15 protein-coding genes and 1 other RNA gene are annotated in these 15,527 nt (G+C 53.0%); 6 read left to right on the forward strand and 10 right to left on the reverse strand.

Features of this window, described 5'->3' with window-relative positions; translation table 11 throughout:
• The first annotated feature begins 17 nt into the window (after positions 1-17).
• Positions 18-1,304, forward strand: a complete 1,287-nt coding sequence (gene amtB / locus JEM67_RS05985) for an ammonium transporter AmtB (protein WP_013811753.1) — start codon at positions 18-20, stop codon at positions 1,302-1,304.
• A gap of 87 nt (positions 1,305-1,391) precedes the next feature.
• On the opposite strand, the gene tesB is transcribed toward amtB, so the two are convergent.
• Positions 1,392-2,255, reverse strand: coding sequence for an acyl-CoA thioesterase II (gene tesB, locus JEM67_RS05990; protein WP_199636558.1), 864 nt, complete (start codon positions 2,253-2,255; stop codon positions 1,392-1,394).
• 230 nt (positions 2,256-2,485) lie between these two features.
• On the opposite strand from tesB, the gene JEM67_RS05995 reads away from it, so the two are divergent.
• Entirely contained in the window at positions 2,486-2,977 is a 492-nt protein-coding gene (locus JEM67_RS05995; protein WP_199636557.1) for a YbaY family lipoprotein, read from the forward strand.
• A gap of 65 nt (positions 2,978-3,042) precedes the next feature.
• Here JEM67_RS05995 and JEM67_RS06000 read toward each other — a convergent pair whose 3' ends face one another.
• Positions 3,043-3,357 carry an MGMT family protein gene (locus JEM67_RS06000; RefSeq protein ID WP_199636556.1) on the reverse strand — a complete coding sequence of 105 codons (315 nt, stop codon included), beginning with the start codon at positions 3,355-3,357 and terminating at the stop codon, positions 3,043-3,045.
• A gap of 158 nt (positions 3,358-3,515) precedes the next feature.
• Between JEM67_RS06000 and ffs the strand changes: the two genes are divergently transcribed.
• Positions 3,516-3,612: signal recognition particle sRNA small type (gene ffs / locus JEM67_RS06005), an RNA gene on the forward strand.
• Between the two features lie 79 nt (positions 3,613-3,691).
• On the opposite strand, the gene JEM67_RS06010 is transcribed toward ffs, so the two are convergent.
• The 4 genes from JEM67_RS06010 to JEM67_RS06025 all read right to left on the reverse strand — a co-directional run bounded on the left by JEM67_RS06010 (position 3,692) and on the right by JEM67_RS06025 (position 7,519).
• Positions 3,692-5,701, reverse strand: coding sequence for a right-handed parallel beta-helix repeat-containing protein (locus JEM67_RS06010; protein WP_199636555.1), 2,010 nt, complete (start codon positions 5,699-5,701; stop codon positions 3,692-3,694).
• Between the two features lie 709 nt (positions 5,702-6,410).
• On the reverse strand, positions 6,411-6,614 hold the full coding sequence (locus JEM67_RS06015) for an HHA domain-containing protein (RefSeq protein WP_006322256.1): 204 nt from the start codon (positions 6,612-6,614) through the stop codon (positions 6,411-6,413).
• Between the two features lie 50 nt (positions 6,615-6,664).
• Positions 6,665-7,033, reverse strand: a complete 369-nt coding sequence (tomB, locus tag JEM67_RS06020; RefSeq protein WP_004949348.1) for an Hha toxicity modulator TomB — start codon at positions 7,031-7,033, stop codon at positions 6,665-6,667.
• A 159-nt stretch (positions 7,034-7,192) separates the two neighbouring features.
• On the reverse strand, positions 7,193-7,519 hold the full coding sequence (locus JEM67_RS06025) for a hypothetical protein (RefSeq protein WP_013811775.1): 327 nt from the start codon (positions 7,517-7,519) through the stop codon (positions 7,193-7,195).
• A 478-nt stretch (positions 7,520-7,997) separates the two neighbouring features.
• On the opposite strand from JEM67_RS06025, the gene JEM67_RS06030 reads away from it, so the two are divergent.
• Genes JEM67_RS06030 through JEM67_RS06040 form a run of 3 tightly spaced genes read left to right on the forward strand, consistent with a single transcriptional unit; the run spans position 7,998 to position 10,469 of the window.
• A complete protein-coding gene (locus tag JEM67_RS06030; protein WP_199636554.1) occupies positions 7,998-8,711 on the forward strand; it encodes a metal ABC transporter ATP-binding protein in 714 nt (237 codons plus the stop codon).
• Positions 8,708-9,565, forward strand: a complete 858-nt coding sequence (locus JEM67_RS06035; protein ID WP_013811777.1) for a metal ABC transporter permease — start codon at positions 8,708-8,710, stop codon at positions 9,563-9,565. Before JEM67_RS06030 ends, JEM67_RS06035 begins: the two co-directional genes overlap by 4 nt.
• Positions 9,566-9,590: 25 nt before the next feature.
• Positions 9,591-10,469, forward strand: a complete 879-nt coding sequence (locus tag JEM67_RS06040) for a metal ABC transporter substrate-binding protein (protein WP_199636553.1) — start codon at positions 9,591-9,593, stop codon at positions 10,467-10,469.
• A gap of 115 nt (positions 10,470-10,584) precedes the next feature.
• Here the strand turns inward: JEM67_RS06040 and ykgO are convergent, their stop codons facing one another.
• The 4 genes from ykgO to sdeX form a co-directional block, all read right to left on the reverse strand.
• Positions 10,585-10,725 (reverse strand): type B 50S ribosomal protein L36, encoded by a 141-nt coding sequence (gene ykgO / locus JEM67_RS06045; protein WP_013811779.1) that lies wholly within the window; start codon positions 10,723-10,725, stop codon positions 10,585-10,587.
• Positions 10,726-10,737: 12 nt separating this feature from the next.
• Complete coding sequence (locus tag JEM67_RS06050; protein ID WP_004949355.1) at positions 10,738-10,992, reverse strand: type B 50S ribosomal protein L31; 255 nt, start codon at positions 10,990-10,992, stop codon at positions 10,738-10,740.
• 177 nt (positions 10,993-11,169) lie between these two features.
• Positions 11,170-14,319, reverse strand: a complete 3,150-nt coding sequence (sdeY, locus tag JEM67_RS06055) for a multidrug efflux RND transporter permease subunit SdeY (RefSeq protein WP_199636552.1) — start codon at positions 14,317-14,319, stop codon at positions 11,170-11,172.
• A 17-nt stretch (positions 14,320-14,336) separates the two neighbouring features.
• Complete coding sequence (sdeX, locus tag JEM67_RS06060) at positions 14,337-15,524, reverse strand: multidrug efflux RND transporter periplasmic adaptor subunit SdeX (protein ID WP_013811781.1); 1,188 nt, start codon at positions 15,522-15,524, stop codon at positions 14,337-14,339.
• Between the last annotated feature and the right edge of the window lie 3 nt (positions 15,525-15,527).

The raw sequence follows: 15,527 nt of genomic DNA on the forward strand, positions 1-15,527 counted from the left end.
ATGGGGATGGATTGATAATGAAAAAACTTTTATCCATGTTGGGCCTGAGTACGGTAACCATGGTTCCTTCTTTGGCCCTGGCCGCTCCGGCGGTCGCAGACAAGGCTGACAACGCGTTCATGATGATTTGCACCGCTTTGGTGCTGTTCATGACCTTGCCGGGCGTAGCTCTGTTTTACGGTGGTTTGTTGCGTTCCAAGAACGTGCTCTCCATGTTGACTCAGGTCACTGTCACCTTCGCAATGGTGTGTGTGCTGTGGGTGCTTTATGGCTATAGCCTGGCTTTCAGCGAGGGCAATGCGTTCTTCGGCGGATTCCAGACGGCGATGCTGAAAGGCATTGGCATCGATAGCGTCACCGGCACCTTTAGCCAGATGATCCACGTGGCATTCCAGGCTTCCTTTGCCTGTATTACCGTTGCGCTGGTGGTGGGCGGCTTTGCCGAGCGTATCCGCTTCTCTGCGGTAGTGATTTTTGCGGCCATCTGGTTCACCATTTCCTACCTGCCGATTGCACACATGGTATGGGGCGGCGGTTTCCTGGCCGCTGACGGCGCGCTGGACTTTGCCGGCGGCACCGTAGTGCACATCAACGCGGCAAGCGCCGGGCTGATTGGCGCCTACCTGTTGGGTAAACGTGCCGGCTTCGGCAAAGAGGCCTTCAAGCCGCACAACCTGCCGATGGTGTTTACCGGCGCTTCAATCCTGTATGTCGGCTGGTTTGGCTTCAACGCCGGTTCTGCCAGCGCGGCTAACGGCATTGCGGCACTGGCGTTCCTGAACACCGTGGTTGCTACCGCCGGCGCGATCCTCTCCTGGACCTTTGCCGAGTGGATTGTGCGCGGCAAACCTTCACTGCTGGGCGCATGTTCCGGTTGTATCGCCGGGCTGGTCGCTATCACGCCGGCTGCGGGTACCGTGGGTATCGGCGGGGGGCTGATTATCGGCCTGGTGGGCGGCGTTGCCGGTTTGTGGGGCGTGGTCACGCTGAAGAAATGGCTGAATGTGGATGATACCTGTGACGTGTTCGGCGTGCATGGCGTGTGCGGCATCGTCGGCTGTCTGCTGACCGGTGTGTTCACTTCTGCCTCACTGGGCGGTACCGGGTACGCAGAAGGCGTTACCATGAGCCATCAGGTGCTGATCCAGCTGATGAGCGTGGCGATCACCCTGGTCTGGTCCGGTGTGGCTGCTTTCATCGCCTTTAAAGTGGCGGGCGCCATCGTCGGTCTGCGCGTACCGGAAGAGCAGGAGCGCGAAGGTCTGGACGTCAACAGCCATGGCGAGAGTGCCTATAACCAATAAGCCTTGAAGAAGGGCAGTGCGCTAAATAACACGAAAAATAATGATGATGCGAAAAGGGCGATGGTGACATCGCCCTTTTTTTCTTTTTTAGGCTTCGCGCTGGCGAATCACGCCTTCTTGTACCGTGGTGGCGACCAGTACGCCTTCACGGGTGTAGAACTGGCCGCGCACAAAGCCGCGTGCGCCAGAGGCGGAGGAGCTTTCCACCACGTACAGCAACCAGTCGTCCATGCGGAACGGCCGGTGGAACCACATCGAATGATCGATAGTCGCCACCTGCATGCCCGGCTCAAGGAAGCCGACGCCGTGCGGCTGTAGCGCCGTCGGCAGGAAGTTGAAATCTGACGCATAGCCCAGCAGATATTGGTGGATACGCTGATCGTCCGGCATGGTGCCGTTGGCGCGGAACCACACGCAACGGTGCGGTTCTTCCACCGTGCCTTTCAGCGGGTTGTGGAATTTGACCGGGCGCATTTCAATCGGCTTTTGGCCGATAAACTTTTCGCGAACCTTGTCCGGCAGCATATGCGCCAACTTCTGGGCAATGTCTGATTCGGACATCAGTCCTTCTGGCGGCGGCACGTCCGGCATGGTGTTCTGGTGTTCAAACCCTGCTTCCGGGCTTTGGAAAGAGGCCGTCATATAGAAGATCGGTTTACCGTGCTGAATGGCGCTGACGCGACGGGCGCTGAAGCTATTGCCGTCGCGCAGGATTTCCACGTCATAAATAATCGGCTTGCTGCTGTCGCCCGGGCGCAAGAAATAGCTGTGGAACGAGTGTACGCTGCGTTCTGGCGGTACGGTTTGTTTGGCGGCATACAGCGCCTGGCCGACCACCTGTCCGCCGAATACCTGACGCAGCCCCAGATCTTCGCTTTGTCCGCGGAACAACCCTTCTTCGATTTTCTCCAGATCCAGCAGATCGAGGAGGTTTTGCAGTGCCTGGCTCATAAAGTTATTACCCTTTTAATAATCATTTTGCGCAGTGTGCGGAATATCACGGCAAGACGTCAATATGTTGCGTTACGGCACAGGGGAAATTGCCTGAATACTGAGTGTTATTAGAAGGCTAAGTGATTAATAGGCAGTGCTAAGTAGATTTTTCAGTATTTTGTGCTAAGTTTAATGAGTGGGGTGGTGAAAGCCACCAAGGTATTGATAATAAAAAAGGAGACCGATCCATGAAACTCTGGCAAATCGTAGGTGGAGCAGCAGCATTGACGATCACCCTGGCGGGTTGTGCTCAAAAGAGCGCAAATGTGCCTGTGCCGGCGGCGGGAAACCCAGCGATTGCGCAAACGCAGATTCAGGGCCCGGCGGTAACTGGTTCGGTTAACATTCGCCAGCGTATTGCGCTGCCACCGGATGCGGTACTGACGGTTACGCTCTCTGATGCCTCATTGGCGGATGCGCCGTCGAAAGTGATTGCCCAGCGTGCGGTGCGCACTGAAGGCAAGCAGGCGCCGTTTAATTTTGTCCTGCCTTATAACCCGGCAGATATTCAGCCTAATGCACGCATTATCCTGAGCGCGGCCATTACGGTAAACGGCCGGATGACCTTTATCACCGATACTATCCAGGAAGTAGTGAACCGCAACGGCACCCGTGCCGACCTGCAGTTGGTTCCGGTGCAGGGCATTGCGGTTCAGACGACGCCAACAGCCATGCCGTAAACCGGCAAACCTGAAGCCGTAAGAAATCAACAGCCTTTGCGCTCCGGCCAAAGGCTGTTTTTTTGCTACCAGCGCCAGCCGTAAATCAGCAGATCGACCGTGCTGTGCGCGCCGAAGATGATCCCCTCGCTCAGCAGCGCCTGGCGCTGACGTTGAAAGTCCTCCCCCTGCTGCGAAATCTGGCCGTGGCGGTTAATCACCCGGTGCCAAGGCAGGCTGCTGCCTTCCGGCAGACGCCTCAATACGCCGCCGACCTGACGTGCGGCACGCGGTGAGCCTGCCAGCCGCGCTACCTCGCCATAGGTCGTGACCTTGCCATAGGGAATGGCGGCTACCACGTGGAACACGCGCTGGCTGAATGTGGCGTCTTCTGGTTCCATTTATGTTTTCCTGCTGCGGCAAAAAGCCAAGGATAGAAGTGTGCCACAGCCAAGGTGGGTAAGAAAACAGCGGTTGGCCCCGGTTGGCTTGCTATTTGGCTGGTCATCGCCGATAATGCCCACCGCTTCGCAGTCATAGAAGCCGTCAATGGGGGCCCTGTTGGTTCTCCCGCAACACTAACTTGTGAACTCGGTCAGATCCGGAAGGAAGCAGCCGCAGCAGGTGACGTGTGTGCCGGGATGTAGCTGGCAGGGCCTCCACCAATTTCAGCCTCCTGTAAAAGCTACCGATCTAATTTGGCGATATTATGCCGCTTTCTGTCCGTCGCACGCTTTACTGAATGGAGATCCGATCTTCAATCCAGTCAGTACCTAAAACATGGTTTTCACCATTTGTCACCCTCAACCATCCTCGTACGTAGTAGCTCTGGCCATTAGCGGTGATAGGCGAAAGAACCAGATTTCGGCGATAAAATCCGCGATAATAGATCCCAGATGATGGGATTGATGCTCCGCTGGTACCCGGCACACTTTTGATTGCATCAAAGTTTTCTGAGGATGGATCGCAGTCCGTAGGAATAATCACGCCCACTGATGAAAACCAGCCAGATGGGAAGTTCATAATACCCTGATTCATCGCCTCTCCGCCGGAAAAAGCGGGCAGGCACATCATTTTATTATCTGTCCCCCAAATAAATGCGCTTCCCTGACTAATTGAAGCTGCATTTTTAAACAGGTTACCCGCTGCATGGACAACAGAGTTTCCGGTATTATTGTTGTGGATACAGGTGTGTTCTGCGCCAGTCCCTGCTACCCAGCGGCCATTCGCTAATCTGTTGCTTTTTTTGAAGTAGGGATCTCCATTGAATATACAGTTTTGTATCTCAACTGCCATTTTTGAGTTAAGATAAACTCCTTTTTCAGAGAAACCATGAAGAGTATTGTTTGAGATTTTAATATTCCATGAATCAGAGTTTAAACTCAATGAACCGGTAACTGCGACGCTTATACTTGTGCCCATATTAGTTAATTGATTACCACTGATTAACAGGTTGGTCAGTGTACCTATGACGTTTATCCCAGTACAATTTAGATCGGAATGAAGTATTTTTGGTGATACAGGTCCATTTCTGGCATACCGGTCGCCATAACGATAGTCGGCGTAAAAAAAAACGGAATTATTATTTTCTAATGTAGAGCTGGCTGGCAATGTTCGGGTTAATATATTTTCAGTAATGGTTATTGAAAATGCACCCGGATAGATACTTCTATTGACATCCAGGTTTGATCTATAGAGATAAGGTTCAATAGGTGTGATTTCCCCATTAATCGGCTTGCCAGGAATTGTTGTTGAACCTGTATGAAGGTTAATACCACCAATATAAATGTACTGCTGTATATTCCCAGTATCAGGTGCAAACACTTTCCCTCGGAAAACATCACTGACTGTATTTCCTTTTATAATTATGTTCATTGGAACCTGAGAACCTTCCTGTGCGGCACCGCTGATCGCCGGCGTATCCATGCCGACAGCGATAGCCCGAGCATGAGGCCTGACCAAGGTATTGCCTTCTATCACGGTGTTTTTAGCACCAAGCGCACAGATGCCCTGACTGTCTGTGATCGTGTTGTTGCTGATACAGATAGAATGGTCGTCAACGGCAGGATTGATATCATCGGTAACATGAACCGCAATGCAATCATCATTAATAAATGAAAAGTTATTATTGGCGACAATGACTCGTTTGAAGTTAATTAGCCTGATACCATCCGCAACGCTACGATCAAACTGGCAACCAGTAACGATCGCCGTTTTCCCTCGCCAGATGCTGGCCATCATATATCTGGAGTTAGAGAATCGGCAATCGGTTATTCTTAATTCCCCCTCCAACATTGTTACCCCTAGTAAATGCCTGGCTTTATCTCGGCCACCGCTCCAGTTACCATTTTTGCCCCATGAACCATTAAATCCTAACGCGTTTATAGTGAGATTGCAGACATCAACACCGCCAATTCCTGCACTACCGGTGCCATATTCATCTTCAAAGTAAAGCACTGACTTCAACATACCGTCACCCAGTAATGTGACATTTCCGGAGATGGGTAAGGCTGGGCCTTCTTTGCTGTATTGTTGAGGATTTTCCGGATCATCGATTGGTTCAATGAGACCCGCTTGAGGAAAATATCGATAGATACCCGCTGGAAAATAAACTGCTTTACCGCTGGCTTTAGCGATTTTAATCGCTCTTCTTATCGCTGCAGTGTCATCAGTTATACCATCACCGATAGCATTTTTATTTTCATGGTAGTCTTTAACATTAATAATATTGCTGTTGCTATCCATACTTAATGTCCTTCTGACATGGGGTGATTGATTTCATAGCTTTAAGATGGTCGTTATAATGTTAAAATTATAGATACTTTACATTGACGACAAGAGTCTGATGTTTGGTTATCTCTCAGCAGACATGCGAGTAACCTTGTGAGAGGGGGTATCCCCGCGCTATAGGGGGATCTATATCAGAGATGTACCTGCTAGTACTGAGGAAATATGCTTGCGGAATGGTGAGCAGATGCAGATATTGATCAGTAGATACAACCTGGCAATCCGTATATGAGGTTTGCCAGGTCAGTCCTGGCCGCTGTATATGTTCAGGCCAATCAGGTTCGGCATCTAGACTGTGGGGGCATCAGCACAGCCGGTATGAGCAGCAGAATCGGTAAAAGTACTCCGCTGCTGTCGGTGAGGGTATTGTATTGCTTTAGTGGTGCGGTTCATTGCGCATGGAGTGGTTCGTTAGAAATTGCCGGTAGCTATTTTATTTACTGTCGCTTGAATGATATTGAACGGGCTGTGGCACAGCCGGGGCCGCTTACTTAGCCGCGTCCTGGGCTACTGTTCAGTGCCGCCCCGTGTTAATTGAGGATAGCTTCCGACTATATTGCGATTGTGGGAGTGAATGAAAATCACTGTAAGTCAATAAGATAAATGCGCACTTGCCGTAAACATTGAAGCCGATAAAGGTATCGGCTCAACGCATTTATCACCTGGATTATCGTACGAATTTCCAAACGGCAACGGGGATCTTATCGTACAGCTTATTCATGGTGAGCTCGGCCAAACGGTGGTCGGCAGCAGAGTAGAACAGCTCTAGTTCGTCATCCGAAAGCTCATACTTATTTTTTTCAATAACGCGTTCCAGGGTGTCAATCGTGGTGCATTTACGTAAACGCATCAGATAGTCAATTTTAGTCATGATAGCCTTTAGTTTTATAAACCGTAGAGTAATTTGGGGATAATTATCCCCTAAGTTTTCATTGTCGTACAGATGCCCTCTCCTGAGAACATTCTGAATAATCGCGCTTTGGTTTTTTGCCAGCGGCGCAAATCGGAATCATTAATACCATAACTGCTAAACAGCGTGTAGGTATCGTCGAGATACTCTTCGACTAACTCCGATAAATCACTTTCGTCCATGTATTTAATTTTATAACTCATCACAAACGAAGCAATATGTTCAATCAACTCGTTAAGCTGGAGGTTGACGGAAGACGTTGGATCGTTCACCCAGCCGTGGTGGCTGTCGCCCAGCGTGGCGATACCTTCATCATACAAATTTTCGCACAAGAATTTGAGCTGAGCAATATCGTGCCTTTTAGGCGAATACTCATCCATATCATCCCCTCCGTAAGTCTTAATTTCGGTGTTGATAACACTCTGTGAGTAAGCTGATTTACATCATGGACGGAGGCAGCTTAACGGTGACAAAATAAACTTTCCGTATAATGAATATAAATCATTTTTTCGCATTTGGCCTGCTGTTATTACGTAAACTTACAATTCATCTGCGGTAGAGGGGCGGGAGTTATCAATGATGTCAAAGGTTAATCCCGTTTCGACAACGCTAAAGGCCACGCTGTCGCTGATGTATTCCTCGGCGCTGATATCCAGACAGGCGTTGAAAATTGTCCATTTATAGCGATAACTCATTGAATACTGGTTGCTGCTCACATTTTGAATATCAAGTATTTCTAATGAGCCCTCGGCGTAACGTGCACTTTCTGAATAAAAACTCAGGCCGCTGGTCAATGCCGGCACCAACTCTGAAATTTTATCGTTAATCATTTTCTTTAGTTTTTTAACGGAAAGTGCTTCCGTCATTGTGTCGCAACGAAGAGTTACATGCATTTAATGTCTGGCCGTACAGCTATCCAATCTATTTATCTTACTCCTTTTTCGTCACCTCGTCGGTAAACTTTTCGTTTACCGGGGGCTTTTTTACAGTTTCTCAACGTTGTTTACTGCTTAATAACCCTGATGTTATTCGGTATATCTCAAAAGGCGTCGCCCCGTTATTCGTTAATCTGCTAATTATCGGTGTAAGCATAACTTTCGTTGTTAAGTTCCGTTACATAAATCAGCGGTGGAGCGCTTGAGGTGTTGATACTTTTGTGATGTTATACTATAACAAATCATCTTTCTTCTCTCTGGCTATGAAACTGACATCCACACCCCATCAAAATGACGCTGAGTCGTCATTGCATTCCCTGTTCACCGCATCGGCGGGACTACGCTGCGGCATTGCGGCAGCATTGTTGGCCCTGTTGTGGCTGGGCATTCGCTGGGCGGTATTGCTGCCATGATTACGTTGCAACAGGCTGTGGTTGGTTACGGCGGCACTCCGTTGTTTCCACCGCTTAGCGGACATTTCGCTGCCGGCTCTCTGACGGCGGTGGTTGGTGCTAACGGTGCCGGCAAGTCCACGTTGCTGAAAACCTTGGCTGGGCTTTTACCCTTGCAGAGCGGAAGCCTGCTTTTCAATGGCAACAAGTTGCCGCGCATGGCGTATCTGCCGCAGCAGGCTGAGCTGGATCGTCAGTTTCCGATCGTAGTGAGCGATCTGGTGGCTATGGGAAGCTGGCCGCAGTGCGGCATGTTCGGTGGGCTGAACAAGCGCGCGGGGTTGCAGATTGTCGAGGCGCTGGATGCCGTAGGTATGGCGCCGATGGCGAGAACCCCGGTAGGCGAACTTTCAGGTGGCCAGATGCAACGCGTGCTGTTTGCTCGTCTGCTGGTCCAGCAGGCACCGCTGATTTTATTGGATGAACCTTTTACCGGTATCGACAGCGCCACTATCCAGCTATTGCTGCAAGTGATTGCTCAGTTGCATCGACAAGGCAAGACGGTCATCGCGGTGCTGCATGACATGTCGTTGGTGGCGAACCATTTCCCACAGGCCTTGTTATTGACGTCACAGTGTTGCCACTGGGGAGCGGCAGATCGGGTGCTGGAACATATTCCGGCGCTGAACGTCGCCAGCCGGCCCCAGTGCCTGAGTGCGGTAGCGCCATGATGCTGCTTGATCCTCTCATCGATCCCTTTGCCTCATTCGGCTTTATGCGCCGTGCGCTGGTGGCCTGCTTTGCGCTGTCGCTCAGCGCCGCGCCGTTGGGGGTGTTTCTGTTGCTGCGGCGCATGAGTCTGGTTGGTGATGCGCTGTCCCATGCGGTGCTGCCTGGGGCGGCGATAGGCTACCTGATTTCAGGCATGTCGCTGGTGGCGATGGGGGTCGGCGGGTTTATCGCCGGGCTGGCGGTGGCGATGCTATCCGGGCTGGTCAGCCGCCGGACGCCGCTGAAAGAAGACGCCAGTTTCGCCGGTTTTTATCTGGGTTCACTGGCGCTGGGGGTGACGCTGGTCTCACTGCGCGGTTCCAGCGTCGATCTGCTGCATGTGCTGTTCGGTTCTATCCTGGCGGTGGACACGAATGCCATTTTGATGGTGGGTGCGATAGCCAGTTTTTCGCTGTTGGCACTGGCGGTGCTGTATCGCGCCCTGGTGATTGAATCTTTCGACGCCACCTTTTTGCGAGTCAGTGCGCCACGCTGGTTGGCGCTGATACACGGGCTGTTTCTGGCTCTGGTGGTGATAAACCTGGTGGCGGGGTTCCAGATCCTCGGCACGCTGATGTCGGTGGGGTTGATGATGCTGCCCGCCGCCAGCGCGCGTTTTTGGGCACGTAACCTGCCGCAGACGTTGGCGGTGGCGATGGGGATTGGCATGCTCTCAAGCCTGATTGGCCTCGAATGGTCTTATTACGCGTCATTGCCCGCTGGCCCGGCGATTGTGCTCAGCGCCAGCGTGATCTTTTTTGGGTCGATTTTGTTTGGGACGCGTGGGGGAATTTATTCTCTCTCGCGCCGTTGAGAAGTGCCAAGTTCAAGGAGAAAGTATGAAACGTTTACCTATTTCGCTGGCCGTCGCTGCTCTGCTGTCCAGCCCACTGGCGATGGCGAAAACCGTTGATGCCGTCGCCAGCTTTTCGATCCTCGGCGATATCGTGAAGCAGGTGGGGGGAGAACACGTCAGGGTCACCACGTTAGTGGGGCCGGACGGCGATCCGCACAGCTTTGAACCTTCGCCGAAAGATAGCAAGGTGTTGTCGCAGGCTGACGTGGTGTTCGTCAGCGGCCTGGGGCTGGAGGGCTGGATTGATCGCCTGGTCGGTGCCTCGGGGTATAAAGGGCAGGTGGTTACCGCATCGCAGGGGATCGACACCCGCCAGATGAGCGAGGATGGCAAGGAGGTCACCGATCCCCATGCCTGGAACAGCATGAAAAACGGGGTGCAGTACGCAACCAACGTGATGAATGCGCTGATTGCCGCCGATCCGCAAGACGCCAATTATTTTCGCCAACGCGGTTCGGAATATATCCAGCAGTTGCAGAAACTGGATCTCTGGGCCAAGACTCAGTTTTCCGCGGTACCGCAACAAAAACGCAAGGTGCTGACCAGTCACGATGCTTTTGGTTACTTTGGGCAAGAATATGGCGTCACCTTCCTTGCCCCGGTCGGTTTCTCTACCGAGGCTGAAGCCAGCGCCAGCGACGTGGCCGGTTTGATAAAACAGATCAAACAGGAGAAGGTTAATGCTTACTTTATTGAAAACCAAACCGATCCGCGGCTGGTGAAACAGATTGCCGCCGCCACCGGAGCGAAAGCCGGCGGTGAACTGTATCCAGAGGCACTGTCCAAACCGCAAGGGCCGGCAGCGACCTATGTACAGGCATTCCAGCACAACGTCGATACGTTGTTAGGCAGCATGAAATAAGCCGTAGCGGCCCTGCTGGTAAGGCAGGGCCGCTAGTTGCGTTCCAGTTTCCTTTCTCCATAAAAAAGCCCCGTTGAGCAGCAACGGGGCTTTGCGACAGATGACACTTCAGACGTTAACGTTTTTTCTTGCGTCCCTGCACCGCTTTGAAGCGCGGATTGGTTTTACAAATCACATAGATACGGCCATTGCGGCGTACGACTTTGCAATCCGGATGGCGCTTCTTCGCCGACCGCAACGAACTTAAAACCTGCATGTTGATTCCCTTTTATTTGCTGCCAAGAAAACGGCCAAAACGCTGCTGGAAGCGCGCGGTGCTGCCTTCTTTGGAGAACTCTTTCTGCTTGCCGGTGTAATACGGATGCGACGCAGAAGAGACGTCGATAGTGACGTACGGCCAATTTTCGCCATCGAGTTCGATGGTGCGATCGGTATTAATGGTCGAACCCACTTTAAAATAGGTGTTGGCACTCAGATCGTGGAACACCACGGTACGGTAGTTTGGATGGATGCCTGCTTTCATGATGTCCTCTCATGTAATGTTATACTATAACAATAATTATGCGCTGCACGGCAGAGCGGATCAAGTACAAAATGCAGCGACAGGCGAATTAATGAGAGTGGTTTGCATTAAGCGAATGAAGCCAAAGAAAAAGGCCGCATAAGCGGCCTTTGTGTTCAGCGGTAAGCGTTCACTGGGTTACCAGTGATGCTCAACCGGATGGCTGTGTTCCACATCCTCAGACTTCTTGCTGAAGCGGCGGCGAACCACCACGAAGAAGACAGGAACGAAGAAGATGGCCAGCACGGTAGCGGTAATCATCCCGCCCATAACGCCGGTACCTACCGCGTTCTGCGCGCCGGAGCCCGCACCGCTGCTGATAACCAGCGGCAGTACCCCGAGGATGAATGCCAGTGAAGTCATCAGAATCGGGCGCAAACGCATGCGCACCGCTTCCAGCGTGGCTTCTATCAGGCCTTTACCTTCTTTATCCATCAGGTCTTTGGCGAATTCCACTATCAAGATGGCGTTCTTCGCCGACAGGCCGATGGTGGTCAGCAGCCCCACCTGGAAGTAAACGTCGTTGTTCAAGCCACGCATGGTGGCCGCCAGCAACGCACCGATAACCCCCAGAGGCAGAACCAACATGACCGAGAACGGAATAGACCAGCTTTCATACAGCGCGGCCAGGCACAAGAACACCACCAGAATCGAGATGGCGTAAAGGGCAGGGGCCTGGTTACCGGACAGACGTTCCTGGTAGGACATACCGGTCCAGTCGTAACCGATGCCGCTCGGCAGCTTGGAGGACAGCTCTTCCATCATGTTCATTGCTTCACCGGTGCTTTTACCCGGTGCCGCTTGCCCCAGAATTTCCATGGAAGGCAGGCCGTTATAACGTTCCAGACGCGGTGAACCGTACTCCCATTTCGCTGAAGAGAATGCGGAGAACGGAACCATCTGGCCACTGGTGCCACGGACAAACCACTTGTTGATGTCCTCAGGCAACATACGGAACGGGGCTTCAGCCTGCACGTAAACCTTCTTCACACGACCGCGGTCGATGAAGTCGTTCACGTACGAGCCACCCAACGCGGTGGTCAGCGTGCTGTTGATGGTGGTGATGCTGACACCCAACGCCTTGGCTTTTTCCTGATCGATAATCAGTTTGAACTGCGGCGTATCTTCCAGGCCGTTAGGACGCATGCCGACCAGCAGGTCCGGATGCTGGGCTGCCATGCCCAGCAGCTGGTTACGCGCTTCGGTCAGTTTCTCATGCCCCAGGCCACCCTGGTCAATCAGCTGGAAGTCAAAACCGGTAGCGGTACCCAGTTCGATAATTGCAGGCAGGTTGAACGGGAATACCAGGCCGTCTTTAATTTGCGAGAACGCGCCCATGGCGCGGCCTGCAATTGCCGGCACTTTATTCTGTTCTCCGCTACGCTCGGACCAGTCTTTCAGGCTGACGAACGACAGACCGTTGTTTTGGCCGTTACCGTTAAAGCCGAAGCCCGCAACGGTAAATACCGACACCACGTTGTCTTTTTCTTTGGTCAGGAAGTAGTCGGTGACTTCTTCCAGCACCTTCGAGGTTCGAGCCTCGGTGGCGCCCGCAGGCAACTGCACCATGGTCAGCAGGATGCCCTGGTCTTCTTCCGGCAGGAACGAGGACGGCAGGCGCAGGAACAGCAGGCCCATACCGACGACGATTAGCAGGTAGATCACCAGATAGCGACCGGTGCTGCGCAGGATACTGGCTACGCTGTCGGTGTAGTGGTGGGTGCTCTTTTCGAACATGCGGTTAAACCAGCCGAAGAAGCCGGTTTTAGCCCCGTGATCGCCTTTTTGCACCGGTTTCAGCAGGGTGGCGCACAGCGCTGGCGTCAGAATCAACGCCACCAGCACCGACAGGGCCATCGCGGAAACGATGGTGATGGAGAACTGACGGTAGATCGCGCCGGTTGAACCGCCGAAGAATGCCATAGGTACGAATACCGCTGACAGCACCATGGCGATACCGACCAATGCACCCTGGATCTGCTCCATCGATTTCTTGGTCGCTTCTTTCGGCGGCAGTCCCTCTTCGGACATTACGCGCTCGACGTTCTCTACCACCACGATGGCGTCATCCACCAGCAAGCCTATCGCCAGCACCATGCCGAACATCGTCAGGGTGTTTATCGAGAAGCCAAAGGCCGCCAGTATCGCAAAGGTGCCCAGCAAGACGACCGGTACCGCGATGGTTGGGATCAGCGTCGCGCGGAAGTTCTGCAGGAACAGATACATGACCAGGAATACCAGCACGATCGCTTCGAACAGCGTTTTCACCACTTCGTTGATCGAAATCTTGACGAACGGGGTGGTGTCGTACGGATAAACCACTTTCATCCCCTGAGGGAAGAACGGCTGCATCTTGGTTAACGCGTCTTTTACCGCTTTGGCGGTGTTCAGGGCGTTGGCGCCGGTAGCCAGTTTGATACCCAGGCCCGCCGCCGGTTTGCCGTTGTAACGTGCGGTTACGGCATAGCTTTCGCCGCCACGCTCAATACGCGCTACGTCTTTCAGGCGAACCTGCGAGCCGTCCGTATTCACCTTAAGCAGAATTTTGCCGAACTCTTCAGGAGAGGTCAGACGGGTCTGCGCGATGATTGAGGCGTTAAGCTGCTGGCCCGGTACCGGTGGCATCCCACCCAATTGCCCTGCGGCGATCTGGTTGTTCTGCTCGGTGATGGCGGACGTCACATCCGTCGTGGTCAGTTGGAAATTGTTCAGCTTGCCCGGATCCAGCCAGATGCGCATGGCGTACTGTGCACCAAACAGTTGCACCTCACCCACACCCTGTGAACGGCTGATAGGATCCTTGATATTTGAGGCTACATAGTCCGCGATGTCGTCCTGAGTCATGTTCGGATCGTCGGAAATGAAGCCGGCTACCATCAGGAAGCTGCTGCTGGATTTTTCTACTTTCAGGCCTTGCTGCTGCACTTCTTGCGGTAACAGCGGCGTAGCCAGCGACAGTTTGTTCTGGACCTGAACCTGCGCGATGTCAGGGTCGGTACCGGAGTTAAACGTCAGCGTAATGGTGACGCTACCAGAGGAATCACTGGTGGAGGACATGTACATCAGATTATCGATACCGTTCATGTTCTGTTCGATAATCTGGGTCACGGTGTCCTGCACCGTTTTTGCATCCGCGCCTGGATAGTTGGCGGAAATACTCACCGCCGGTGGTGCAATAGTGGGATACTGCGCGATCGGCAGTTTCATTATTGCAAGCACCCCCGCCAACATGACGATGATGGCGATTACCCAGGCGAAAATCGGGCGATCTATAAAGAACTTAGCCATGTCTTACCGGCTCCTTTTTATGACTTCTGCGCTTCAGACTGCGGCTGTTTTTGCGCCTGAGTGTCAACTTCCTGCACTTTTACCTGAGCGCCCGGGCGGACTTTCATCAGGCCGGTGACAATCACGCGATCGCCGGCTTTCAAACCGTCGGTAACCAGCCATTTGTCGCCGATGGCCTGATCCGCTTTCAGCGTACGCAACTCGACTTTATCGTCAGCGCCCACCACCATCGCGGTAGCTTCGCCGCGCGGGTTACGCGTCACGCCTTGTTGCGGCACCAGCAATGCATCGCTGCGTACGCCTTCGTCCAGACGGGCGCGAACGAACATCCCCGGCAACAGCGTATCGTTCGGGTTAGGGAACAATGCGCGAATGGTGATGGAGCCGGTGGTTTCATCAACGGTAACGTCAGAGAATTCCAGCGTGCCTTCCTGGGCGTATTCCGAGCCGTTTTCCAGCAGCAATTTCACCTTGGCTTTGCCGTTTTCCTGTTTCAGCGCACCGCTGGCCAGTTCTTGCTTCAGACGCAGGAAATCGTTGCTTGACTGAGTCACGTCCACGTACATCGGATCCAGCTGTTGCACGGTAGACAGCGCGGTGGCTTGACCGTTGGAAACCAGCGCGCCTTCTGTCACGGCGGATTTGCCGATGCGGCCGGAGATCGGTGAAGTCACTTTGGTGTAAGCCAGGTTGATGCGTGCGGTTTCCACTGCGGCTTTCGAGGCCACCACGGCGGCTTCTGCCTGCTGCAGCGTGGAAACTGCGGTGTCGTAATCCTGCTTACTGATGTAGTTGGTGCCCAGCAAGGGTTTGTAGCGGTTCACCGTTACGCGCGCGATCGAAGCGCTGGCTTGAGATTTGGCCAGGTCGCCTTTGGCGCTGTCATAGGTTGCCTGATAGGTGGCGGGATCGATCTGATACAGGGAAAATCCTGCCTTGATGTCACTGCCTTCAACAAAATTGCGCTTCAGGATGATGCCGCTGACCTGAGGGCGAACTTCGGCGATACGATACGCAGCAGTGCGGCCAGGAAGATCGGTAGTAATGTTGAGAGGCTCGGCCTTCAATGTCACTACGCCCACTTCGGGAGCCGGTGGTTGGGCGCCTTGTTGTTGGGTTTCCTTATCGTTACATCCTGTAAGTACTAAGCTGCCTGAAAGCATCAGAACTGCCGCCAGAGGCGTTAACCCTCTGTTTTTGTTCATAGA

It is taken from the genome of Serratia sp. PAMC26656, assembly GCF_016469055.2.
Classification (GTDB): domain Bacteria; phylum Pseudomonadota; class Gammaproteobacteria; order Enterobacterales; family Enterobacteriaceae; genus Serratia; species Serratia plymuthica.